This window comes from Streptomyces naganishii JCM 4654 (genome assembly GCF_014650575.1).
In the GTDB taxonomy this organism is placed as follows: Bacteria; Actinomycetota; Actinomycetes; order Streptomycetales; family Streptomycetaceae; genus Streptomyces; species Streptomyces naganishii.
Genome location: NZ_BMVF01000011.1, coordinates 93,241 through 117,852, shown reverse-complemented (window position 1 = coordinate 117,852; position 24,612 = coordinate 93,241). Strand labels below are relative to the sequence as shown.

At 71.9% G+C, this 24,612-nt stretch carries 16 protein-coding genes and 1 pseudogene; 10 read left to right on the top strand and 7 right to left on the bottom strand.

The genetic code is table 11. The features are described from left to right. The first annotated feature begins 217 nt into the window (after positions 1–217). The 3 genes from ctaD (at position 218) to IE217_RS21120 (ending at position 3,605) form a co-directional block, all read left to right on the top strand. On the top strand, positions 218–1,981 hold the full coding sequence (gene ctaD, locus IE217_RS21130; RefSeq protein ID WP_373298087.1) for an aa3-type cytochrome oxidase subunit I: 1,764 nt from the start codon (positions 218–220) through the stop codon (positions 1,979–1,981). A gap of 3 nt (positions 1,982–1,984) precedes the next feature. Continuing rightward, positions 1,985–2,572, top strand: a complete 588-nt coding sequence (locus IE217_RS21125; protein WP_190179463.1) for a hypothetical protein — start codon at positions 1,985–1,987, stop codon at positions 2,570–2,572. A gap of 280 nt (positions 2,573–2,852) precedes the next feature. Continuing rightward, a complete protein-coding gene (locus IE217_RS21120) occupies positions 2,853–3,605 on the top strand; it encodes a YwiC-like family protein (protein ID WP_190179462.1) in 753 nt (250 codons plus the stop codon). Between the two features lie 58 nt (positions 3,606–3,663). Here the strand turns inward: IE217_RS21120 and IE217_RS21115 are convergent, their stop codons facing one another. From IE217_RS21115 to IE217_RS21100, 4 genes are read right to left on the bottom strand one after another with little or no spacing between them, the layout of a single operon-like run. Further along, positions 3,664–5,028: a GH1 family beta-glucosidase gene (locus IE217_RS21115; protein WP_190179461.1), complete on the bottom strand. Its 1,365-nt coding sequence runs from the start codon at positions 5,026–5,028 to the stop codon at positions 3,664–3,666. 32 nt (positions 5,029–5,060) lie between these two features. Further along, entirely contained in the window at positions 5,061–5,939 is an 879-nt protein-coding gene (locus IE217_RS21110) for a carbohydrate ABC transporter permease (protein ID WP_373298086.1), read from the bottom strand. Further along, on the bottom strand, positions 5,932–6,945 hold the full coding sequence (locus IE217_RS21105) for a carbohydrate ABC transporter permease (protein WP_190179459.1): 1,014 nt from the start codon (positions 6,943–6,945) through the stop codon (positions 5,932–5,934). The genes IE217_RS21110 and IE217_RS21105 overlap by 8 nt, the downstream gene beginning before the upstream one ends. A gap of 14 nt (positions 6,946–6,959) precedes the next feature. After that, entirely contained in the window at positions 6,960–8,276 is a 1,317-nt protein-coding gene (locus IE217_RS21100; RefSeq protein WP_190179458.1) for an ABC transporter substrate-binding protein, read from the bottom strand. A 484-nt stretch (positions 8,277–8,760) separates the two neighbouring features. On the opposite strand from IE217_RS21100, the gene IE217_RS21095 reads away from it, so the two are divergent. Beyond that, positions 8,761–10,572 (top strand): pectate lyase-like domain-containing protein, encoded by a 1,812-nt coding sequence (locus IE217_RS21095; protein ID WP_190179457.1) that lies wholly within the window; start codon positions 8,761–8,763, stop codon positions 10,570–10,572. A 316-nt stretch (positions 10,573–10,888) separates the two neighbouring features. After that, positions 10,889–11,881: a phospholipase D-like domain-containing protein gene (locus tag IE217_RS21090; protein ID WP_190179456.1), complete on the top strand. Its 993-nt coding sequence runs from the start codon at positions 10,889–10,891 to the stop codon at positions 11,879–11,881. Positions 11,882–11,912: 31 nt separating this feature from the next. Here IE217_RS21090 and IE217_RS21085 read toward each other — a convergent pair whose 3' ends face one another. The 3 genes and pseudogenes from IE217_RS21085 to IE217_RS21075 form a co-directional block, all read right to left on the bottom strand. Continuing rightward, positions 11,913–12,791, bottom strand: a complete 879-nt coding sequence (locus IE217_RS21085) for an NAD(P)H-binding protein (protein ID WP_229865469.1) — start codon at positions 12,789–12,791, stop codon at positions 11,913–11,915. A gap of 91 nt (positions 12,792–12,882) precedes the next feature. Then, entirely contained in the window at positions 12,883–13,701 is an 819-nt protein-coding gene (locus tag IE217_RS21080; RefSeq protein WP_190179454.1) for a hypothetical protein, read from the bottom strand. 69 nt (positions 13,702–13,770) lie between these two features. Continuing rightward, positions 13,771–14,375, bottom strand: a pseudogene (locus IE217_RS21075) (class I SAM-dependent methyltransferase). A 345-nt stretch (positions 14,376–14,720) separates the two neighbouring features. On the opposite strand from IE217_RS21075, the gene IE217_RS21070 reads away from it, so the two are divergent. The 5 genes from IE217_RS21070 to IE217_RS21050 all read left to right on the top strand — a co-directional run bounded on the left by IE217_RS21070 (position 14,721) and on the right by IE217_RS21050 (position 24,571). After that, the gene (locus tag IE217_RS21070) at positions 14,721–16,361 is read left to right on the top strand and encodes a hypothetical protein (RefSeq protein WP_190179453.1); all 1,641 of its coding nucleotides are present in this window, start codon (positions 14,721–14,723) and stop codon (positions 16,359–16,361) included. Positions 16,362–16,584: 223 nt separating this feature from the next. Beyond that, positions 16,585–17,868, top strand: coding sequence for a L,D-transpeptidase (locus IE217_RS21065; RefSeq protein ID WP_229865481.1), 1,284 nt, complete (start codon positions 16,585–16,587; stop codon positions 17,866–17,868). A gap of 147 nt (positions 17,869–18,015) precedes the next feature. Continuing rightward, positions 18,016–18,861 carry an SCO4651 family lipoprotein gene (locus tag IE217_RS21060; RefSeq protein WP_190179451.1) on the top strand — a complete coding sequence of 282 codons (846 nt, stop codon included), beginning with the start codon at positions 18,016–18,018 and terminating at the stop codon, positions 18,859–18,861. 335 nt (positions 18,862–19,196) lie between these two features. Beyond that, a complete protein-coding gene (locus IE217_RS21055) occupies positions 19,197–23,156 on the top strand; it encodes a Pls/PosA family non-ribosomal peptide synthetase (protein WP_229865467.1) in 3,960 nt (1,319 codons plus the stop codon). Next, a complete protein-coding gene (locus IE217_RS21050) occupies positions 23,153–24,571 on the top strand; it encodes a M1 family metallopeptidase (protein WP_190179450.1) in 1,419 nt (472 codons plus the stop codon). The genes IE217_RS21055 and IE217_RS21050 overlap by 4 nt, the downstream gene beginning before the upstream one ends. Positions 24,572–24,612 lie beyond the last annotated feature (41 nt).

Genomic DNA, 24,612 nt, shown 5'->3' with positions numbered 1-24,612 from the left:
GAAGGGACCTCGGGCACCCCGCCCGCCGGAAAAGGTCCCGGACCTTTGGGCCCTGTCCGCCGGGTCCGGCAGGGACTGTTGGGCCCTATGGGTACCCCCCTCCCCTGCGGCGATCATGAGGCGGCGGCCGGGAGGGCCGGGTCCGTATTCCTCAGCCTGCGTACTTCCGGTTCGTCGTCATGTCGATGAACCGAGCAGATGGGGAGGGCACCGTCCGGTGGACGAGGTGCGGATACAGCAGGTGCCGGAGAGCCGGCGGCCTGGAGACCCGGCCGCGACGGCCGAGGTGGCAGCCGGCGGGGCGGACGGCCCGGCGCCGGCGGGACGCGCCGCGCGGCCGGCGTGGGTGGACTGGGTGACCACCACCGACCACAAGAAGATCGGGACGCTCTACCTCGTCACCGCCTTCGCCTTCTTCATCGTCGGCGGCGTGCTGGCGCTGATGATGCGGGCCGAACTCGCCCGGCCCGGACTGCAGATCATGTCGAACGAGCAGTTCAACCAGGCGTTCACCATGCACGGCTCGATCATGCTGCTGATGTTCGCGATGCCGCTGTTCACCGGCTTCGCCAACTGGATGATGCCGCTGCAGATCGGCGCCCCCGACGTGGCCTTCCCCCGGCTGAACATGCTCGCCTACTGGCTGTTCCTGTTCGGCTCCTCCATCGCCGCGTTCGGCTTCCTCACGCCGGGCGGCGCGGCCGACTTCGGGTGGTTCCTGTACGCGCCGCTGTCGGACGCCATCCACTCCCCCGGGCTCGGCGCCGACCTGTGGATCATGGGCGTGGCGCTGTCCGGCTTCGGCAGCATCCTCGGCGCGGTCAACTTCATCACCACGATCATCTGCATGCGCGCCCCCGGCATGACCATGTTCCGCATGCCGATCTTCACCTGGAACGTGCTGCTGACCGCGCTGCTCGTCCTGATCGTCTTCCCGGTGCTGGCGGCGGCCCTGTTCGCCCTGGAGCTGGACCGCAAGTTCGGCAGCCACATCTTCGACGCGGCCAACGGCGGGGCGCTGCTGTGGCAGCACCTGTTCTGGTTCTTCGGCCATCCCGAGGTCTACATCCTGGCGTTGCCGTTCTTCGGGATCGTCTCCGAGGTGATCCCCGTCTTCGCCCGCAAGCCGATGTTCGGTTACATGGGCCTGATCGGCGCGACCATCTCCATCGCGGGCCTGTCGGTGACGGTGTGGGCCCACCACATGTACGTCACCGGTGGCGTGCTGCTGCCGTTCTTCTCCTTCATGACGATGCTGATCGCGGTCCCGACCGGCGTGAAGTTCTTCAACTGGATCGGCACCATGTGGAAGGGAAGCCTCTCCTTCGAGACGCCGATGCTGTGGACGACGGGCTTCCTCATCACGTTCCTCTTCGGCGGCCTGACCGGCGTCATCCTCGCCGCGCCGCCCCTGGACTTCCACGTCTCCGACTCGTACTTCGTCGTCGCGCACTTCCACTACACGGTGTTCGGCACGGTCGTGTACGCCATGTTCGCCGGATTCCACTTCTGGTGGCCGAAGTTCACCGGCAAGATGCTCGACGAGCGCCTCGGCAAGATCACCTTCTGGACGCTCACCGCCGGCTTCCACCTCACCTTCCTGGTCCAGCACTGGCTGGGTGTCGAGGGCATGCCCCGCCGGTACGCCGACTACCTCGCCGCCGACGGCTTCACCGCGCTCAACACGCTGTCCACCATCGGCTCCTTCCTGCTGGGCCTGTCGATCCTGCCGTTCTTCTACAACGTCTGGAAGACGGCCAAGTACGGCAAGCCGGTCGGCGTCGACGACCCCTGGGGCTACGGCCGTTCGCTGGAGTGGGCGACCTCCTGCCCGCCGCCCCGGCACAACTTCCTCTCCCTGCCCAGGATCCGCAGCGAATCCCCCGCGTTCGACCTGCACCACCCGGAGATCGCCCAGCTGGACCACGCAGCGGAGGTCAGCGGTGCGGCGGGGCTGCCCGGCCTGGAAGCGGCGAGGTAGGCCATGGCGCACGCCGTCGCCGCCCTGGGTGCCGGGGCGCTCACCGCAGCGGGCTGCGTCTGGTACGTGCCGGCCCTCGCGGACCTGCGGGCCGGCGCGGACCGGCCCGATTCCCGCCGCTTCGCGGCCGCGGCCTGCGTGACCGGCTGGGCCGGCACGGCCGTGCTCGCGCTGCTGCTGCTCGTGGCCGAGGGGTGGTGGGCACCGGGTGTCGCGGCCGTGGTCGGCGCCACCGCCACGGCCGCGCTGCGGCTCGACGCCGCCGTACTGCGCAGGCGCGAGGTGCGCGAGACCGCGCGGCAGTGGGCCCGGCTGGGCGGCCCTGCGCCCGCGGCCGGGCCGGGCCGCACGCGGCACGTCGTCGCGGCGGTCGTCGGCTGCGGTCTTGCCGTCGCCGTGGCCGTCACGGCCCTGCACGTCCTCGCCGGACCGGGCGGCGGCCCCGGCTGGCTCGCGGCCGCCGCCCCGGTGGCCGTGATGGCCGTGTTCCTCCTGGCGGCGGCCACGTACGCGCGCAGCGGCCGGGAGACCGTCCCCGGCCGCCGGACGACACCGAACGGCCGCCCCTCGCGGACCCGTCACGGCAGGTGAGCCGAACGGCTCGCGTGCGGTACGGCGGGCATCGCGTGCTTCCGGAGACCGGCCGCCGCGGGGCCGGTGCAGGGCCGCCGCGGGCCCGGCGCGGGGCCGGCGCGGGGCCGGCGCGGCGACAGTCGGCAACGGTGGTACGGACGACGCCCCCGACATGCGGGAGAAGCAGGAGCGGCGAAGGTCCCGTCGATCCGGGACCAATGGCCGCCCGCGCGCCGTCGCCCGGATGACACGCTGTGGGCGGGCCGCGCCGTACGGCCCGGAAGGTTGGACAGCGCAGATGTCTTCGCGCGCCGTCCGGCGCTGGCTGCCGAACCAGCACGGCGCCTGGGCGATGCTGGTCGTACCGTTTCTGGCGGGCACGTTCCTGGCCGGACCGACGCCTTGGCACGTCCCCCTGCTGTTCGCGTGGCTGCTCTGCTACCTCGCCGTCTTCCACGTGCAGCAATGGCTCCGGCTGCGCCGCAACTCCCGCAACCCCAGGGCCGCGGCCCGCCACGTCAGGCCCGCCGCCGTCTTCACGACGGCACTGGTGCCGCTGGGCGCCGCCCTCGCCCTGCACGCGCCCTGGCTGCTCGCCGCCGCTGCCTGCGGCTCGCCCTTCCTCGCCGTGAACTGCTGGTACGCCTGGCGCAACCGGGAGCGCGCGCTGGTCAACGGGCTCGTGGCCCTCGTCCCGGCGTGCGGCATGCTCCCGGTCGCACTGCTGCTCGGCGGGGGCGGCCTCGAGGACGCCTGGCGTCCGGCGCTCGCCTGCCTGCTCTACTTCGCGGGCACCATCCTCTACGTCAAGACCCTCATCCGCGAGCGGGGAAGCACCGCCTACCGGTGGGCCTCGGGCGGCTACCACGCCGTGGCCGTGGCGGTCGCCGGCGCGCTGATGGGCCCGTGGATCACCGGATTCCTCGCCGTGTGCCTGGGGCGGGCCCTGGCCGTTCCCGCCCTGGGCCGGGTGCGGGCGACGCGGGTCGGAATCGCGGAGGCGGTGCTGTCGCTGCTGCTCCTCGTCGTGCTGCTGGTCTCCTTCGGATGAGGTGAAGTGTGGGGCAACCCTCGGGAGGAACGGCCCGGTGGCCGGGCCGTCCCCGCCCTCAGGCGGCCTTCCGCCCCCGCTCCCGGTGCGCGCGCACGATCTTCGCGTACCGGTGCCCGCTGCCCTTGATGGTCCGTTCCTGGGTCCAGTAGTCGACGTGGACGAGCCCGAAGCGCTTGTCGTAGCCGTACGCCCACTCGAAGTTGTCGAGCAGCGACCAGGCGAAGTAGCCCGCCAGCGGGGCCCCCTTGCGGGCGGCCGAGGCGCAGGCGGCCAGGTGCCTGACGAGGTAGTCCTGCCGCTCGGGGTCGTCGATCGTGCCGTCGGGGCGGACCACGTCCGGGAAGGCCGAGCCGTTCTCGGTGACGTAGATCCTGCGGGCGCCGTATTCCTCGGTGAGGCGCAGCAGCAGGGTCTCGATGCCGCCGGCGTCGATCTCCCAGTCCATGCCGGTGCGCGGAACGCCCGGGCGGCGTACGGCCTTTGCCCGCGGCGCCGGGCCGGCGGGGTCGTCGGCGACGGTGGCCGGGAAGTAGTAGTTCAGGCCCAGCCAGTCCAGGGGCGTGGCGATCGTCTCCAGGTCGCCTCCGCGCTCGGGGAGTTCGACGCCGTAGACCTCGCGCATGTCGGCGGGGAAGCCGCGGCCGTGCACGGGGTCCAGCCACCAGCGGTTGACGTGGCCGTCGTGGCGGCGGGCGGCCGCCTGGTCCTCGGGCCGGTCGGTGGCCGGGAACACCGTGGAGAGGTTGTTGACGATGCCGATCTCGGCGCGGGGTGCCGCGGCACGGATCGCCCGGGCGGCGAGGCCGTGGCCCAGGAGCAGGTGGTAGGAGGCGCGCACGGCCGCCGTGAGGTCGGTCAGGCCGGGGGCCATCGTGCCCTCCAGATGCCCGATCCAGGCCGAGCAGGAGGGCTCGTTGAGGGTGGTGAAGTGGGTGACGCGGTCGCCGAGGCGTTCGGCCACGACCGAGGCGTAGGCGGCGAAGTGTTCGGCGGTCGCACGCTCGGGCCAGCCGCCGCGGTCCTGGAGTACCTGCGGGAGGTCCCAGTGGTAGAGGGTGACGGACGGGGTGATGCCGGCTTCCAGCAGGGCGTCGGTCAACTGGTCGTAGAAGGCGAGGCCCTTGGGGTTGACCGGCCCGTCGCCGCCCGGCAGCACGCGCGGCCACGCGACGGACAGGCGGTAGGCGTTGGTGCCGAGGCGGCGCATGAGGGCGATGTCCTCGCGCCAGCGGTGGTAGTGGTCGCAGGCGATGTCGCCGTGGTCGTTGTTGTCGGTCCTCCCCGGGGTGTGGGAGAAGGTGTCCCAGATGGACGGCGACCGGCCGTCCTCGGCGACGGCCCCCTCGATCTGGTACGCCGATGTGGCCGTGCCCCACAGGAAGTCGTGCGGGAGCGCTGCGAGGTCGATGGCGTCGGACACGTAAGTCCTCTCGGAAGTGGGCGGGTTGGCGGTCACTTCACCGCTCCGGCGGTGAGGCCCGCGACGAGGTAGCGCTGGAGCAGCAGGAAGCCGGCCACCACCGGGACGCTCACGACGAGCGAGGCGGCCATGATCTGGTTCCAGTACACGTCGTTCTGCGTGGAGTAGCCCTGGAGGCCCACGGCGAGCGTGCGGGTGGTGTCGTTGGTCATGACGGAGGCGAACAGCACCTCGCCCCAGGCGGTCATGAAGGCGTACACGGCGACGGCGACGATGCCGGGGATCGCGGCCGGCACGACCACGCGGAACAGCGCGCCGAGCGGGCCGCAGCCGTCCACCAGCGCCGCCTCGTCGAGGTCGCGCGGCACCGAGTCGAAGTAGCCGATCAGCATCCAGATGGAGAAGGGCAGCGAGAAGGTCAGGTACGTCAGGATCAGCCCGCCGCGGGAGCCGAACAGGGCGATGCCGGTGGCGTTGCCGATGTTGACGTAGAGGAGGAAGAGGGGCAGGAGGAACAGGATGCCCGGGAACATCTGCGTGGACAGCACGGTGACCGTGAAGACCCGTTTGCCGTGGAAGGCGTAGCGGCTGACGGCGTACGCCGCGAAGACGGCGATCACCACCGAGCAGACGGTCGCCGCGCCCGCCACCACGAGGGAGTTCACGAAGTACTTGGCGAGAGGGACGGTGGACCAGATGTCGATGTAGGGGCGGACGGTCAGACCGCTCGGCAGCCAGCGGAACCTGCCGGTGACGTCCGCGAGGGGCTTCAGCGAGGACGAGACCATCACGTAGACCGGGACCAGGACGAAGCCGGTGAGCAGGGTGAGGAACACCCGGCGCGACCAGACGAACGACCTGGGAGACGCCATGGGTGACGCCATGGGTGGCGCCGTGGGGGACTTAGACATCGCCGGTCCTCCGTCCGCGCGAGGTGAGGGCCAGGTAGACGCCCGTGACGAGCAGCAGGAACAGCAGCAGGAGTACGGACATGGCCGATCCGGTGCCGAAGTTCCAGGTGACGAAGGACGCTTGGTAGATGTGCACCGAGATGAGGTCGGCGGCTTCGGGGGCGGCCCTGCCGAACAGCACGTACGGCGTGTTGAAGTCGTTGAAGGTCCACAGGAACAGCACCAGGACGAGCACCTGGTTGACGGGGCGCAGCGAGGGCAGGGTGATGCGGCGGATCTGCTGCCACATGCCGGCGCCGTCCAGCGCGGCCGCCTCGTACAGCTCGCGTGGGATGTTCTGCAGGCCGGCCATGACGATGAGGAAGGCGAACGGCCAGCCCTTCCACACCGACACGGTCAGCAGGGCGTAGAAGCTGTTGTCGCCGATGAGCCAGAAGGACCGCTTGTCGGTGAGGTGCAGCTGGTCGTGCAGGACGTGGTTCACCAGGCCGTTGTCGTGCTGGAACATGAACACCCAGGTGATGACGGCCGCGTAGACGGGCAGCGCGTACGGCACCAGGAAGAGCGCCCTGAGCAGCCCGCGTCCGCGGAAGGTGTCCTGCATGAAGACGGCGGCGGCGGTGCCGATGAGCCAGCACAGTCCGACCGAGAGCAGGGTGAAGCCGACGGTGACGAGGAAGGAGTGCAGCAGCGCCTCGCCGACGGGGGCGTGGAAGTCCACCGACACGCGGTAGTTGCCGAGGCCGGACCAGGGGGCGCTGCCCCAGTCGCGGATGTAGAACTGGGTGAGCTCCTTGAAGCTCATCACGGCGCCGATCACCATCGGCACCAGATGGACCAGGAGTTCGAGGATCAGGGCGGGCAGGAGCAGCAGGTAGGGCAGCCCGGCCCGGCGGAGCCGGCCGGGGCGGGGGCCGCGACGCGGGTTCCGCGTCGCGGCCGCGCCGCCGGCCGGGCCGCGGGGCGCCGCCGTCGTGCCGGCCTGCTCGTGAGCGGTGGTCGTCATGACGGGGTCCGTGCTCACTTCGCCGGCATCTGCTGCTGGGCCTTGAGCAGCTTGGCCTTCACCGAGTCGGTGGTCACCGCGCGTCCGGCGGCGGCGTCGGCGAACAGTTCCTTGACCGCCGTGCCGACCGTCGTCTCGAACTGGGACTCGTCGGCCACCTGCGGCAGCGCGGCGGAGCTGGTGGCGAGGGTGTTCTTCAGGACGGTGTTGGCGGGGGTGCCGAACGCCGGGTCGGACTGGGCGGACTTGACGGACGGGATGCAGCTGTAGGCCTTGTTGAGGATCTTCTGCTCGTCGTCGCTGGTCATGAACTTCACGAACTTGGTCGCGCCGTCCAGGTTGTGGGTGTTCCTGAAGACGGCGAGGTTGATGCCGGCCACCATGGAGTTGACCTGCGTGCCGCTGCCGGGGGCGCCGGACTGCACGGGGACGGGGGCGACCCCGTAGGCGTCGGCGCTCATGCCCTGGGAGGCGAGGTTGGCGGAGGCGGACTGCCACAGCAGCATCGCGGTACGGCCCTTGGCGAAGTCGCTCACCGACTGGTTCTGCGCGTACTCGGCGTCGCCCGCCGGGATGACCTTGTCCTTGGCCATGAGGTCGACGTACTGCTTGACGGCTGTGACGGCCCCGGCGTTGGTGAAGTCGGGCTTGCCGTCGGCGGTGTAGAAGCCGGCGCCGTGCTGCTTGGCGAAGACGAAGACGTGGTGGATGTTCTCCGAGACGTTGGAGCCCTCGGCGCCGAGGACCTGCTTGCCCTTCGCCTGGATCTTCTTGCCGTCGGCGACCAACTCGGTCCAGGTGGCCGGGGGTTTGGCGATGCCGGCGTCGGCGAAGATCCGCTTGTTGTAGTAGAGGCCGTACGCCATCGAGTACAGCGGCACGGCGGCCGGGTCCTTGCCCGGGGCGCCGGTCGAGCCGAGCGCGGACTCGACGAACCGGTCCTTGCCGCCGATCTTCGCGAAGTTCTTCGCGTCCCAGGGCAGCAGGGCGCCGGTGGCCTGGAGGGAGGCGCTCCAGCTGTTGCCGATGTTGAGCACGTCGGGTCCCTGTCCCGAAGTGGTCGCGGTGAGGATGCGGTTGAGCAGGTCGGTCCAGGGGACGACCTCCAGCTTGACCTTGATGCCGGTCTGCTTCTGGAACTTGTCGAGCTCGGGCTGGAGCACCTTCTTGTCGATCTCGATGCTCGCGCCCTGGTTGGAGGCCCAGTAGGTGAGCGTCTTGGGCGAGGCGTTGTCCCCGCCGCCCGTCGACGAACCGCCTCCGCAGGCCGAGGCGGCAAGGGCGAGAGACATGGTGACGGCGCCTACGGCCGCGGCTCGGATGCTGCGCATGGCTCCTGGTGTCCCTTTCCGGGAGTCGAGAACCGCGAGGAATCCTCCGGACGGTGACGGGTGCGGGTCGGTGGGAGCCGCGTACCCCGTTCGACTTCCGAAGTCGCCTCATGGCTTAATTTAGGACGTGAGTTAAACCTTCCCGGAGGGGCCCGTCAAGGGATACGGCAAGGACCGTCGTGCAGAGGTCCGGCGGGGACGGCCGGCGAGGTGTCCCGTACCCCCTACGCGGCGGCGGTGACCTGCGGCGGAAGGGGAACGGTACGGCTCTGCAACGGTTGGGTCTCGACGACAGGGCGACGCCGGCCGCGAGTCCGCCACCCCATGTCCCTCGCCAGGTCGGACACTTGACGCCGACTCGGCCGCCGAGGCACGAACTGCGTCACACCCCTTGACGCTTCGTTCACACGGATGAAGCATTCACCGGCGAGAGAGCGCTCTCGAACCCCGCACCGTTCACTTCCTGAACCAGGAGAGCCGCCCCATGCCCTCTTCCTCCCCGGAGCCCGTCACCCCCGCTGTGGCCCGCAGAGCCGTCCTCGGCGCCGCGGCGGCAGTCCCTCTGCTGGCCGGCCTCGCCGCTCCCCAGGCGTCCGCGAGCACCCGTACCACCGAGCCGGCCACCGGCCCCGCCAAGTCCCGGCGTCTGCGCGGCGGCGGCGACCTCGGCCCGAACGTCCTGGTCTTCGACCCCTCGACGCCCGGCATCCAGGCCAAGCTGGACGAGGTCTTCGCCCGGCAGGAGTCGGCGCAGTTCGGCACCGGCCGCTACGCGCTGCTCTTCAAGCCCGGCACCTACCAGGGCCTGAACGCCCAGCTCGGCTTCTACACCTCCATCGCCGGCCTCGGCCTCTCCCCCGACGACACGGCGATCCACGGTGACGTCACGGTCGACGCGGGCTGGTTCGGCGGCAACGCCACGCAGAACTTCTGGCGTTCGGCGGAGAACCTGGCGCTGTTCCCGGCGAACGGCACCAACAGGTGGGCGGTCGCCCAGGCGGCGCCCTTCCGCCGTATGCACGTGCACGGCGGCCTCGACCTCGAACCGACCGGCTACGGCTGGGCCAGCGGCGGCTACATCGCCGACAGCCGGATCGAGGGCCAGGTCGGCCCGTACTCGCAGCAGCAGTGGTACACCCGTGACAGCGCGATCGGCAGCTGGCTCAACGGCGTCTGGAACATGGTGTTCTCGGGCGTGGAGGGCGCGCCCGCGCAGAGCTTCCCCAACCCCCCGTACACCGTGCTCGATTCCACCCCGGTCTCCCGCGAGAAGCCCTTCTTGTACGTCGACGGCGGTGACGAACTCCGCGTGTTCCTGCCGCAGAAGCGAGTGAACGCCCGGGGTGTCACCTGGGGCAACGGCACCCCGCGGGGCACGTCCCTGCCCCTGTCGCGCTTCTACGTGGCCCAGCCCGGCGTCACCGCGGCCACCCTCAACCAGGCGCTGGCCCAGGGTCTCCATCTCCTCCTCACCCCCGGCATCTACCATCTGGACGAGCCGATCCGCGTGGATCGCCCCAACACGGTGGTCCTGGGCCTGGGTTACGCGACCCTGGTCCCCGACGGCGGCACCGCGGTGATGAAGGTCGCCGACGTCGACGGCGTACGCCTCGCCGGCTTCCTGATCGACGCCGGCCCGGTGAACTCCCCGACCCTGCTGGAGGTCGGCCCGCCCGGGGCGTGGCGCGGCCACGCCGCCAACCCCACGACGGTGCAGGACGTGTTCGTCCGCATCGGCGGGGCCGGCGCGGGCCGGGCCACGACCAGCATGGTCATCAACAGCCGGCACACCATCGTCGACCACACCTGGATCTGGCGCGCCGACCACGGCACGGGCATCGGCTGGGACACCAACCGCGCCGACTACGGCCTCGTCGTCAACGGCGACGACGTGCTGTGCACCGGCCTGTTCGTGGAGCACTTCAACAAGTACGACGTGCAGTGGTACGGCGAGCGCGGCCGCACCGTCTTCTTCCAGAACGAGAAGGCCTACGACGCCCCCGACCAGGCCGCCGTTCAGAACGGCCCGGTCAAGGGCTACGCCGCGTACAAGGTCGGCCCCGACGTCACCACCCACGAGGGCTGGGGCCTGGGCAGCTACTGCTACTACAACGTCGACCCGACGATCGTCCAGCACCACGGCTTCGAGTCCCCGACCCGCGCCGGCGTCCGCTTCCACGACCTGCTGGTCGTCTCCCTGGGCGGCAACGGCCAGTACGAACACGTGATCAACGAAACGGGAGCGGCCACGTCGGGGACGTCGACCACGCCTTCCACGGTGGTTTCCTATCCGTGACGGCGGTGGCCGCCGGAAGGGCCGGCGCGACGAAGCGCGCCCCGGGGCCGGCGTAGACGCGTGCACCCCCTCCCGGCCGGCCACCGGCGGCCAGCGGGACCGGCCGGGAGGGGGTGGAACCGACGGCATACCAAGCCTTTGCCGTTTCAAAGAAGTCGGATCCGGCCCCTCTCACCTGCGCCGACGCGGATTCGTCCATCCGCGCACCCCCCGCGTCACGTCAAGTTCACCGCACGCCCCCTCCTCAGCGTTCTACGCGCGTGGTGTCATGCTCACGCTCACCCCACTCGAGCGTCGAAGTGACTAGGAGCCAGGCATGTTGTGGAAGGTTCTCGGACGTACCGGTGTCGCCCTGGCGGCCGGTGCCGCGATGTTCGCCACCGCCGTCCCCGCCAACGCGGCGAGCTACACCGCGTTCGCCTTCTCCCAGAGCGGCAGCCAGCCCGCGATCTACGACTTCATCAACTCGGCCACGACCTCGCTCGACATGACCATGTACGAGCTGGAGGACAGCACGGCCGTCAACGACCTCATAGCCCTGGAGAACAAGGGCGTCACCGTCCGGGTCGTCCTCGACCGGCAGCACCAGAGCGCCAACAGCTCGGCGTACAACTCCCTGAAAAGCGCGGGCGTCGGTGTGGTGTGGTCGCCTTCGGCCTTCGTCTACACGCACCAGAAGACCATCACCGTTGACGGCGTCAAGTCCCTGATCCTGACGGGCAACCTCACCTCGCAGTACTACACCACCAGCCGCGACTACGGCGTCTTCGACGACGACAGCCGCGACGTCGCCTCGATCGAGAAGGTCTTCGCGGCGGACTACGCCGGGACCTCGGTCACCCCCACCGACGGCGACCACCTGCTCTGGTCCCCCACCGACTCGCGCAACCGCCTGCTGTCCGTCATCAACAACGCCACGGCCAAACTGGACGTCGAGGAGCTGGAGTTCAGCGACAGCACGGTGGTGAACGCCATCGTGGCGCGGGCGAAGGCGGGCGTCGCCGTGCGCGTCGTCCTGGAGAACCCCTCCAATTACTCCAGCCAGGTCTCCGCGATCAAGGCGGCGGGCGGCAAGGTCGTCGGCTACTCCGACCCCAACGGCTTCTACATCCACGCCAAGGCCATGGTCGCCGACTACGGCCTGTCCACGCAGAAGGTCGAAGCCGGTTCCATGAACATCAGCTCCAACTCCCTCGACAACAACCGCGAACTGGGCCTCATCCTCACGGGCACCGGCGTCGCCCAGTCCGTGGCGACCACCGTCGAGACCACCTTCGGCAGCGACTTCTCGGGCGGCACTCCGGCGTGACCGCCCTGGGGCGCGGGACGCGGTCGAGGGGTTACGAGTCCTTCGTGAACACGGTGGCGTGGTCGGTGGCCCACTGGCGCAACGTTCGCGGCGGCGTCCCGAGGATGTCCGCCACCGCGGTGGAGACGTACGCGGGCTGTCCGACCGCCGCACCCCACGCGGCGAGCAGCATGTCGACGGCCGAGCTGGGCGCCGCACCCTCCCACAGGCTTCGGAACTCGTCCGGCGTCATCTCCTCGAACGGGATCCGGCGCCCCAAGGCGTCACCGATGGCGTCCACCTGCGCGGCCTGGGTCAGCGATTCGGGGCCGGTGAGGACGTAGTCGCCTCCGGCGTATCCGTCGTGGCAGATCGTCCGCGCCGCGACGGCCGCGATGTCGCGGTCGTCGACCGGTGCCGTCTCGGCAGCGCCGTAAGGCCACCGGACGACTTCGCCGGCCCGGATCGCGGGCGCCCACCAGGCCAGCGAGTTCGACGCGAACATTCCCGGCCGGAGGGTCGTCGACTCGAGTCCGGTGGCCGCGATGAGCCGCTCGATGCCTGCGTGCAGCACGGCCATGGGATTGGGTTGCCGGAAGAAGGGGTGCGGCGTCCGGTGCGGGGAGGAGAGGAAGACGACCCGCCGCACATGGGTCGCCAGCCGCTCGACGACCGCCTCCGCGGTCCGAGGTGGGGCGGTCCAGACGAGGAAGACCGCACCGGCGCCGCTCAACGCCGGGTCGAGCGACTCGGGCACGGTGAGGTCACCGGTGAACATTTCGGCCTTCGCCGGCAGCGTCACCGCCGCACCGGAGCGACGGGTGAGGGCACGGACCGGCACGCCCGCGTCGAGGAGTTGCCCGACGACGAGGCGGCCGACCCGGCCCGTCGCCCCAGTGACGAGTACCGGAGGAACGTCCGTCTGGTTCATGCCGCTCATGAAAACGTTACCTGCGTTCGGCCGACTGTCGTGAGGCGGTCCCGTCCCGAGGACTGTCGGCGGGGCGCTGCGCGGGCCGAGTTCATCGAGCCCCGGATGACAGCGCCCGTCGTAGGTGTTCGGCGTCCATCGCCGTCAGGCTCGGCACCGTGGTGTTCCAGCGCTCGGCCGAGTTGTCCAGTTCCCGTAGGATCGCCCGGCGCGTCCAGCGGCCGGTCACCGCGAGGACGACGGCTGCCAGAGGCCGTAGCAGCGAGCGGCCGCGCAGCGAGATCGTGATGTGCGCCTGCCAGCTCTCGCCGTCCGGGCCCGGACGCGGCGCGGCTCGCAGCTCGGCCCGCAGGAGCCGGTGGTCCAGGCGTGCCGTGGCGGGGGCGGTGGGTGAGGTGCGGCCGCCTTCCGCGGCGCTCCACCAGTCGTCCAGTCGTACGCGCGCCCGGCCGCGCGCCGCCCCGCCCGCGGTGCGGACCCTGCCGCGCGCCTCAACCAGGCGGGGGCGGTCGGGGCTGGTGAGGGCGATGTCCGCCGTGACGTGCGTGTCCGCGTCGGTCAGGGACACTTCCAGGCGTACGGCTCGGCGGCGGTCCCATTGGCCGATCGTGATGCGTACCGGTGCGTTCCTGGCCGTCGCGGCCGGTTCGACTTCGGCCGCGGTACGGGTACGGGTGCCGTCCTTTTCCGCCGTGGCGTCGTCCGGCTCCCCGACGACGTAGACCGCTCCGGGCCGCAGGTGCCGGCCCTCGGCCAGCCGTACGTCCTTCAACGGCCGGCCGTCCGGCAGGAGCAAGCGCTTCCCGTCCGCCTCGGTCTGCTCCACCTGGGTGCGGATCACCTCGAGCGCGTCGATCAGCCAGGGGCGCGGGACCGGGGCGAGGGCCACTGTGTGCCGGATGCGGAGCATGGGGTGAGGATGGTCCGGCCGGCCGGGCGTGTCCATGCCCGCGTCGGCCGTCGTACGGCGGCTACCGGGTCATCGGCGGTGGACGCTCACCGCGTAGCCCCCGCCGGTGTAGGGGTCGGCGTCCCAGGTGGCGAAGTGGTCGACGAGGGTGAGGCCGGCCGCCGCGCAGTGGGCGTCGTACTGGGGCAGGGTCATGGCCGGCGGTACGGGCAGGTGGGCCTCGTCCAGGCCGAAGCCGGCCACCAGCAGGCCGCCGGGGCGCAGGGCCGCGGCGAGGCGTCCTGTCGCCGCGGCCTCGGTGCCGGCGGCCAGGAGCGGGATGACGTTGCCCGCGGCGACCACGAGGTCGAAGTCCGCGGGTATGCCGAGCGCCCCCGCGTCGAACCGCGTCAGGTCCGCCTGGAACCAGGGCAGCTCCGGCGCCTGCTCCCGCGCCACGGCCAGCATCGAGGCGTCGAGGTCCACGCCGACGCAGTCGTACCCCAGCTCGGCGAAGCGGATCATGCCCGGCCGGTGCCGCAGCCCGCGTCCAGCACCCGCGCGCCCGGGGGCACGAGCTCCGCGCAGAAACGCGCCTCGCCGTGCATGTCCTTGACGGTGCGGGCCAGGGCCGCGAGCCGTTCGGCATAGTCCTGGCCGGACGTCTCCCCCGTCAGTTCACTCCAACGACTCATGGGCCAATCCTACGAACGCGCTCCGCCTGCGTTCCTGTGAATGCGCCGAGCCGTGTCCGCGCCAAGCCCGCGCCAAGCCACGCCGTGCCCGCGCCCGCGCCCGCGTCAAGCCCGCGTCAAGCCCGAGCCATGCCCGCGTCACCCGAGCGTCTTGCCGCTTCGTCAAGACTTCCAAGACTTCGCAATGGCTCCCACGGGCGCTGAACGCCCCCGGGGAGCGGCCCGTACCGCGAGTGGGCCCCTTGTGCCGCCGGGCGGCGGGGTCCGTGCCGTCACGACCATCGTGTGCCCCCGTACGACCGTGGGCTCCCGCCGACGGAGGGAAGCACAGTGAGGAGCAGCCCAGTGCCCCGCAAGGACTCGACACAGTCGTCGCGCATCACGCAGCGAGAGCGTGCCCGGCGGCGGAAACGGTCCAAGCTGTCGCTCGCCCTGATCGGCGGGCCGGTGATCCTCGCCGTGGTCGCGGGCTCGGTCTTCGCCGCGGAGAGCCGCGGCCACGGCACGCGCGGGGACCAAGCCGCCTCCGCGCAGCACCGGCAGGCCGCCAAGCCCGATCCCAACTGCGCGCTGCTGGTCCCGGACCACCCCCTCACCGCCGCCGGCCTGGCCACGCCGTACAGACTCGTCGCGACCGATCCCGCACAGGGGCCCTGCCACGAGGCCAACGCCGATCAGTCGGCGTTCGTGGAGGCCGCGATCATCGACGCCAAGGGCAAACTGACGATCTACAACCCGCTGGTGATCGACAAGGGCACGAGACCGGCCGCACGCCCGGTGCGGCCCTCGGTGCCCAAGGGCTCCACGGTCGGCATCTGGTTCGGTTTCAACAGCGCCGATCTCACCCTGCGCGCCGCCGGCCGCTCCGGCAGCCTCGCGCAGGGCAAGTGCGTCAACGGACTGGGCAATTCCGTCTTCGGGCAGTTCGCGTACTGCAACGCGCCCGCGTTCTTCCGCGCCGCCAACGCCCAGATCGCCAAGGGTCACTTGAAGGTCCCGGCCCTCGGCACCGCCAAGGACGGCATGCCCTGCCCGACCACGAGGGACTTCTCGGTCGTGGACCAGGACGGAAGCGACAACGTGGTGACCCACTACCTGGCCGACGGCCGCGGCCACATCGCCCAGAACAACGCGGCGGGCAGGGCGGCGCTGCGCAGGGCGGCCAAGCTCACCAACCGGGGCGACCGCCACCACCGCCACAACGGCAGGACCAAGTCGAGGACGGCCGAGGTCCCCAAGGACCTCGCCAACGGCAGCGACAACCTCCTGCTCACCCAGTTCCTGGACCCGGCGCTCGGCTGCAAGCCCTTCACCGCGCCCGACCAGTCCAGCGACGGCCGAGCCGGATCCGCCCTCGCCCTCGACGAGTTGTCCGCCGCCGCCAGGCAGAAGGCGCCGATCGCGCTGATCCCGGGGAACGACCCGATGACACTCGTCGACGGGCGCCGGAGCGTCGCGAAGACCAACGCCTATCGGGCGGGCGTCGACATGCCCGCGGTCCGCGCCGGGGCCGACGGCGACGGGGCCGCCTTCTGCAGCACCCTCTTCCGCGATCCCGCCGGCATCCAGCGCGTCTTCAGGGACAAGGCCCTCCTCGTGAAGGCGCCCTCGCCGGACCCGGGCACCGCGCCGAACCTCTTCGGCTTCCTCGCCGCACGGGCCAACCAGACGTTCACCAACCTCGGCTGCGATCACCTCCTCGGCGCCGCGGACCCCGTCACTCTCACCATGGACGCGGCGGGGATGGTGACCGACGCGGTGCTGACACCGCTCGGCCAGGCGTCCGCGCCCCCGTCGACACCCCCGGCGACGGCATCCGCGACCGCCTCCACCCCGGCGACCCCGACGGCGACCGCGCCCGCTTCCCCTCCCGCCTCCACGCCCGCCTCGACATCCGCAAACCCGTCCGCATCCCAGTCGGCACCGGCGTCCGCTCCCACATCGGCGTCCTCCGCGCCGGCAGCCCCCGCATCCGCCACCCCATGATCCTCGGATCCCCTGATCCCTTGATCCCCACGCTGACGGGGCCGTCGCGGCAGCCTCACGGGGCCGCCGCGACGACCTCGCGGAGGCCGCCGCGACGGCCTCGCGACACCGATTCGCCACCGTTACACATCCGTGGCCTTCAGCACATTTTGCCCATTTCAGTGCCCTTGTGTGCCTATAAATGCTTCTAAAGCTCACACCAGCGGCTTGGAGAAAGCGTTTGATCACGGCACGTAACCGACGCACTGGACTGACGGCTGCGGCCGGCGTACTCGGCGGCGTACTCGCGGTGACGGCCCTCGGCGGCACCAGCAGCGCCGCCACCGGCGGCAACGGTGCCGACCCCGGGGCCGGCACCGGAGCCCACCCGACAGCGCAGGCGCAGGCGACCCAGGCGGCCCAGCCGGACAAGGCGGCCGCCCAGGACGCGTCCGACGCCCGAATAACGATCACGCCCCAGCAGGGCTCGCACGGGGTCGGGGTCAACGGACCCGTCACGGTCACCGTCAGCAACGGCAAGCTCACCAAGGTGACCATGACGGCCCTCGCGACTGGCTCAGAGGTCCGGGGCACGCTGTCCGCGGACGGCACGTCCTGGAAGCCGGACGGTCCGCTGAAGCCGGCCACCAAGTACCAGGTCGCCGCGGAGGCCGACGACGCCCAGGGCCGCTCCGCCACCGCGAACGCGACGATCACCACGGTCTCCCCGGCCAACGACTTCATCGGCCACCTCTCCCCCGCGAACGGCTCGACCGTGGGCGTGGGCATGCCGGTGACGGTCGACTTCGGCAAGGCGGTCGGCACCAAGGCCGCCAAGGCCGCCGTCGAGTCGGAGTTCAAGGTCAGCTCCAGCAGCGGCCAGCAGGTCGTCGGTCACTGGCTCAACGACCACCGCCTGGACTTCCGCCCGCAGAGCTACTGGAAGGCCGGCTCGACGGTCACGGTCGAGCTGAACCGCCAGGGCGTCCACAAGACGGTCACGTTCAAGATCGGCCGCAGCCAGATCAGCACGGTCGACGCCAAGACCAAGAAGATGACCGTCGTGCGGGACGGCAAGACGCTCAAGACCATCCCCATCTCGTCCGGCAGCGACCAGCACCCGACGTACAACGGGCGGATGGTCGTCTCCGAGAAGTTCCGGCAGGTCCACATGAACGGTGCGACCGTCGGCCTCACGGAGAAGGACGGCAAGCCCTCGTACGACATCAAGGCCGTGCCGCACGCCATGCGGCTGACCGACTCGGGCACGTTCATCCACGGCAACTACTGGGGTGCCGACTCGGTGTTCGGCAAGGTCAACACCAGCCACGGCTGCGTGGGCCTGAAGGACGTCAGGGGCGGCAACGACAGCAGGACGCCCGCCGCGTGGTATTTCGACAACTCGATGGTCGGTGACGTCGTGATCGTCAAGAACTCCGTGGACAAGACCAAGCTGTCGCCGGACAACGGCCTCAGCGACTGGAACATGCCGTGGAGCGAGTGGGTCGCGGGCAGCGCCACCCACTGACGCCCACGACGCTCCCCGCGTCCGCGATACCGCATCCCCACCCCCACCGGGCGGCGGCCGGCCCCACGCCGGCCGCCGCCCGCGGTGTCAGAGGCGGCCGATAGGGTCGGCGTTCACAACAGAATCACAGCTATTGGGGTGGGACAGATGAAACTGCGGCACACCGCGGCCCTGGTCGGCGTCACCGCGGCGACGCTGATGGCTACGTCCGCGTGCGGCGCGGACGGCGCGAGGACGGCCGCGAAGGCGGTCGACAGCGCCGACAAGATCATGGCGGCGCTGGCGCGGGCGACCGACCGCACGGAGAACGTCGGGTCGGCCGAGGTCAGGACGACGACCGAGATGCCGGCGACCGGTCCGGTCAGCATGAACGGCACGTACTCCTGGGGCCACGGCCTCGCGTTCGACGTCGAGATGGACACCAAGGCCGTCCGGATGCAGCAGGTGCACGCCGCCGCCAAGACCCGCATGGTGTTCGTGGACGGCGCCTACTACTACGAGGTCGACCCGCAGCCCAGCGGCCCGCTCAAGGGCAAGCACTGGATGAGGATCGACGCGTCGGCGGTGTTCGGGGACAAGGGCGCGCAGGCGTTCCAGGGGTCGTCCGGCGCGGGCAGCCCCGCCGCCTCCATGAGGGCCCTGAAGTACGCCAGCAACGTCGACGACCTGGGCAAGGAGACCGTCGACGGCCAGAGCACGACCCACTACCGGGCCGTGGTCGACAAGGCGCACATGGGCAAGTTCAAGGATGCCTACGGCGACCGGAACAACGCCTTCGGCTCGATGACCGGCGGCAGCGAGTCGATCACCATGGACATATGGGTCGGCGGCAAGGACCTGCCGGTGAGGATGAAGCAGCGGTTCGGCAGCGCGGTGGTGACGATGGACTTCGAGAAGTTCGGCGCCACGGCCGCCATCAAGGCGCCGCCCGCGGCGCAGACCGGTGACGTCACCGAGCAGTTGAAGAAGTCCGCCGCGCGGCAGCAGGGCTGAGCGACGGGCCGGGGTGGAGGGCGCTCGCCTTCCACCCCGGCCCCCGGCATCCGGCCTCCTGGCCCCCCGGCCGCGCGGTCCGCAGCGGCCAGCATCTGGCGGGTATCACCCAAGATTCACACTTGCGCAACGCTGCAAGTTAGACTCTCCCTCGACAGGACTCTCGGGCCCGGTCCGGGGGATGACATTCTGGTATTTGGTTCACAAATTCCCCACCATGGGATGGTTGTGAATCAATTGCACCGAGTTGGTGAACGTGCCTTCCAGCGAAGGGGTCTGACAGTCCGTAAAGGGCCCACCGGCCCTCCGGACATCAGAACCAGAGGCACACCACCTTGACCTCGACCGCGCTCGACATCCCGCCCCCCTCGCCCGAACTCCCGGGAAACCGGGCCGTCTTCCGCTCCGCGGCCGCCGCGCCGCCCCGTACCCTCGTCGACGTCCTGGAGGCCACCGCCGCGCTGCACCCGGACGCACCCGCCCTGGACACGGGCGCCGAGGTGCTGTCCTACCGGGAGTTGTGCGCCGAGGCCCGCGCCCGCGCGGGGCGGCTCACCGAGCAGGGCATCGGCCCCGGGGACCGGGTGGGCGTACGAGTGCCGTCGGGCACCGCGGAGTTGTACCTGTCGATCCTCGCGGTCCTGCACTGCGGCGCGGCCTACGTCCCGGTCGACGCCGACGACCCCGAGGACCGCGCCGCGACCGTCTTCCGCGAGGCCGGTGTCTGCCGCGTCCTCGGACCGCACCCGCAACCCGCCGAGCTGGCACCCGCGTCCGGGACCGCGGCGGGCACCGCGCCCGGCCCCGGCGACGACGCCTGGATCATCTTCACCTCCGGTTCGACCGGCGCCCCCAAGGGCGTGGCCGTCACCCACCGTTCCGCCGCCGCGTTCGTCGACGCGGAGGCCGGGCTCTTCCTGCGCGGCCGGCCCCTCGGTCCCGGCGACCGGGTCCTCGCGGGCCTCTCGGTCGCCTTCGACGCCTCCTGCGAGGAGATGTGGCTGGCCTGGCGCTCCGGCGCCTGCCTGGTGCCGGCCGAACGCTCCCTCGTCCGTGCCGGGCTGGAACTCGGCCCCTGGCTGGACGACCGCCGGATCACCGCCGTATCCACCGTGCCGACGCTGCTGGCGATGTGGCCCGAGGAGGCGCTGCGCCGGGTCCGGCTGCTGATCCTGGGCGGCGAGGCCTCCCCGCCCGGGCTCGTCGAACGGTTCGCCCGCCCCGGGCGGGAGATGTGGAACACCTACGGCCCCACGGAGACCACCGTGGTCGCCTGCGCCGCCCGGATGGAGCCCGGGCAGCCGGTGCGCATCGGACTGCCCCTGGCCGGCTGGGAGTTGGCGGTGGTGGACGAGGCCGGGAACCCCGTCGCCTTCGGCGAACAGGGCGAACTGGTCATCGCGGGCGCCGGAACCGCACGCTACCTCGACCCCGTCAAGGACGCGGAGCGCTTCCGGCCGTGCCCGGCGCTGGGCTCGCCGCGCGCCTACCGCTCGGGCGACCTCGTGCGCGCGGACGCCGAGGGACTGGTGTTCCTCGGCCGAGCCGACGACCAGGTCAAGCTCGGCGGACGCCGCGTGGAACTCGGTGAGATCGACGCCGCTCTGCTCGCCCTGCCGGGGGTGCGGGGCGCGGCGGCGGCCGTGCAGGCCACGACGGCCGGCGCCCAGGTGCTGATCGGCTACATAGTCGCGCAGGAGACCGCCGACGGCCGCCGCGTCTTCGACGCGGACAAGGCGCGGGCGCTGCTGCTCGAACGGCTGCCCGCCCCGCTGGTGCCGGTGCTGGCCGAGGTCGCGGACCTGCCCACGCGGGCTTCCGGGAAGGTGGACCGCAGGGCGCTGCCCTGGCCGGTGCCGACGGCCGGCGCCGGGCACGGCGGCGAGGCGGCCCGCCGGCTGCACGGGACCGCCGCCCGACTGGCGAACGTCTGGGAGGAGTTGCTGGGTGTGCGGCCCGGTCCGGACAGCGACTTCGTCCAGCTGGGCGGCACCAGCCTGACCGCCGCCCGGATGGCCTCGGTGCTGCGCGAGGACTACCCGGGCCTGTCGGTCGCCGACCTGTACCGCCACCCGGTGCTGCGGAGCATGGCCGGCCATCTCGACTCCCTGGCGGGCGCCGCCGAGGAGGTGCGCCCCGCCCGGCCGGTGCCCCGGCGGACCTCCGTGGCGCAGTTCCTCGTCTCCCTGGCCGGTTACGGCGTCACCGGATTGCGCGGCCTGGTCGGCCTGGCCGCGGCGGACGACGTCCTCGGCTGGATCGCGCCGCAGCGGTGGGCGCCGCACACCTCGTGGTGGCTGGTCCTGGCCGGGTGGGTGCTGCTGTTCAGCGCGCCCGTGCGGTGCCTGCTCGGGGCGGCCCTCGCCCGCGCGCTGGCCGGCTCGATCACGCCGGGCGCCCATCCGCGCGGCGGCGCCGTCCACCTGCGCCTGTGGAGCGCGGAGCGCGCGGTCGCCGCGTTCGGAGTGCCGTCCCTGCTGGGCACCCCGTGGGCCGCGCTGTACGCCCGCATCCTCGGCTGCCGCACCGGGCGGGACGTACTGCTGCACGCCATGCCCCCGGTGACCGGCCTGGCCGAACTGGGCGACCGGTGCAGCGTCGAACCGGAGGCCGACATCGCGGGCTGGTGGCTCGACGGCGACACGCTGCACATCGGCCGGATCGTCGTCGGCGCCGACGCCAGGGTGGGCCACCGCAGCACCCTGCTGCCGGGCGCGGTGCTCGGGCGCGGTGCGGAACTCGCCCCCGGCGGCTGCCTGGACGGCCGTGTCCCGGACGGCCAGGTGTGGAACGGCTCACCTGCCCGCCCGGCCGCATCCGGCGAACACCTCGCGGAGCCGGGCTGGCCCACCCCGCCGGCGGACCGCCGGCGCCGCTGGCACCTCGCCTACGGGCTGTCGCTCGCCGGGCTGCCGCTGGTGTCGCTGCTGGCCACCGCCCCGGCGCTGGCCCTCACCTGGCTGCTGCTGAAGAGGAGCGGCACGCTGTCCGGGGCGGCCTGGCGGCTGCTGGCCGCCGCCCCGCTGTTCGCCGTGCTGACCGCCGGGTGCGGGATGCTCCTCACCGCGCTCACCGTGCGCCTGCTGAGCCGCTCGATCACGCCCGGTCTGCACCGCGCCGACGGGGGCGTGGCCTGGCGGGCCTGGCTGGTGACACGGCTGCTCGACGGAGCGCGCGGCTCCCTGTTCCCGCTGTACGCGAGCCTGGCCACCCCGGCCTGGCTGCGCCTCCTCGGCGCCCGGGTCGGCCGCGGCGCCGAGATCTCGACCGTACTGCCGCTGCCGTCGCTGCTGCGGGTCGAGGACGGGGCGTTCCTCGCCGACGACACGCTCGTGGCACCGTACGAACTGCGCGGCGGCTGGATGCGGTTGGGGGCCGTGCGGATCGGCAGGCGGGCCTTCGTCGGCAACTCCGGCATCGTCGGCCCCGGCCGTGAGGTCGCCGACCATGCCCTGGTGGGCGTGCTGTCGGACGCGCCGGTGCGCAGCGAACCACGCTCGTCGTGGATCGGCCGGCCCGCGATGCCGTTGCCCCGCGTGGCCCAGACAGGCGACTCGGCGCGGACGTTCGCCCCGCCGAGGCGGCTGGTGGCGGCGCGCGCGGCCGTCGAGGCGTGCCGGGTGCTGCCGGTGATCCTCGGCACGCTGCTGGCCGAGGGCCTGCTGCTGGCCCAGCAGGAAGCCCTGGACGTGGGCGGCCTGACCCTGGCGGCGCTGGCGGGCGTTCCGCTGCTCCTGGCCGCCTCGCTCGCGGCCTGCCTGGTCACGACCGCCGCGAAGTGGCTGCTCGTGGGCCGGTTCCGGCCGGTGGAGCGGCCCCTGTGGTCGTCGTTCGTGTGGCGCAACGAGTTGTTCGACACGTTCGTCGAGGTGCTGGCCGTGCCGTGGGGCATCGCCGCGCACCTGGGCACACCGGTGGTGAACTGGTGGCTGCGCACCCTGGGCGCGCGCATCGGACGCGGCGTGTGGTGCGACACCTACTGGCTACCGGAGACCGATCTGGTCAGCATCGGCGACGGCGCCACCGTCAACCGCGGCTGCGTGCTCCAGACCCACCTCTTCCACGACCGGATCATGCGGATGGACACCGTGCGCCTGGCCGCCGGCGCCTCCCTGGGCCCGCACAGCATCGCGCTGCCCGGCACGGCGATCGGCGCGGGCGCGTCCATCGCGGCGGCGTCCCTGGTGATGCGCGGGGAGACGGTGCCCGACGGCACCCGCTGGGCCGGCAACCCCATCGCCGGCGTGCCCGCGGCCGTCCCCGCCGTACGGCCGGCCGAGAGGGAGACGGCGTGACCTGGTGCAGCCGGCGCGCCCTGGTCCGGGGCGCGGCGCTCGCCCCGCTCGCGGCGGTGGCCGCCGACGGCCTGCCGAGGCCGGCCCGGCGCTACTTCGCCGGTCACGGCAGCTACGAGTACCGCACGCTCGCCTACGACCTCCACCTGGACTACGACCCGGCCGCCGGCAGGCTCCGGGGCCGGGCGCACATCCGGGCGGTCGCCGAGCGCACGCTGCGTCAGGTCCGCCTGGACCTCGCCCGGCTCTCCGTCGACGAGGCGCTCGTCGACGGGACCGCCGTGCGGCCGGGCCGCAAGGGGCACAAGCTGCTGCTGCCCGTGCCGCGCCATATCCCGGCGGGCGCCCCCTTCACCCTGGAGATCGGCTACGGCGGCCGGCCCGGCCCGGTCCGCACGCCGTTCGGGCAGATCGGCTGGGACCGTACGGGCGACGGACACGACGGGACCATGGTGGCCGCCCAGCCGCTGGGCGCCCCGTCGTGGTTCCCGTGCAACGACCGCCCGGACGACAAGGCCGAGTTCACCTTCCGGGTGACCGTGCCCCGCGGCCACCAGGTGCTGGCCAACGGCGCCTTGCTGGAGCGGCGCGAGTCGGGGGCCACCGAGTGCTGGACGTACCACCATCGGGGCCCCATGGCGCCCTACCTCGCAGCGCTCTACACCGGCCGCTTCGCGCACGAGACCTGGCAGGCCAGGGACAGCGCGACGGGCCGCACGGTCACCGGCCGCAACGCCTGCCCCGTCCGCCTGTCCGACCTGGCCCGGCACGATCTGGGGCGCCAGCCCGAGATGTTCGAGGCGTTCACCCGGTGGTTCGGGCCCTACCCCTTCGAGACCTACGGCGCCATCGTCGTGGACGCCGATCTGGACCAGCCGGTGGAGAACCAGACGGCGTCGGTCTTCGGCCGCAACCACATCGACGGCGAGCGCACCTGGGAGACGCTGGTCGCCCACGAGCTCGTCCACCAGTGGTACGGCAACAGCGTCGGCCTGCGAGACTGGCGGGACATCTGGCTCAACGAGGGCTTCGCCACCTACGGGGAATGGCTGTGGTCCGAGCACCTCGGCGAGGACTCCGCGGACACCATCGCCCGGGCGGCCTGGAACACCCTCGCCCGGCGGGGCGGGGGCCTGCGGATCGCCGACCCCGGACCGGACCGCATCTTCGACGACCGGGTGTACGACCGGGGGGCGTGCACGCTGCACGCACTGCGCCTGACGACGGGCGACGACCGCTTCTTCGCGATGCTGCGCGGCTGGCACGACACCCACCGCGGCAGGAGCGCCGACACCGCCGCCTTCGTCGCCCACGCCGACCGCACCATGCCGGGTGCGGTGGCCCCGCTGCTGCACGCCTGGCTCTACGACACCCGCCTGCCGCCGCTGCCCCCGCCGGTTCCGCGAAGTACGTGACCCGGGCGGCCCGATCCCGTAAGCATGTCCACGTCACACTC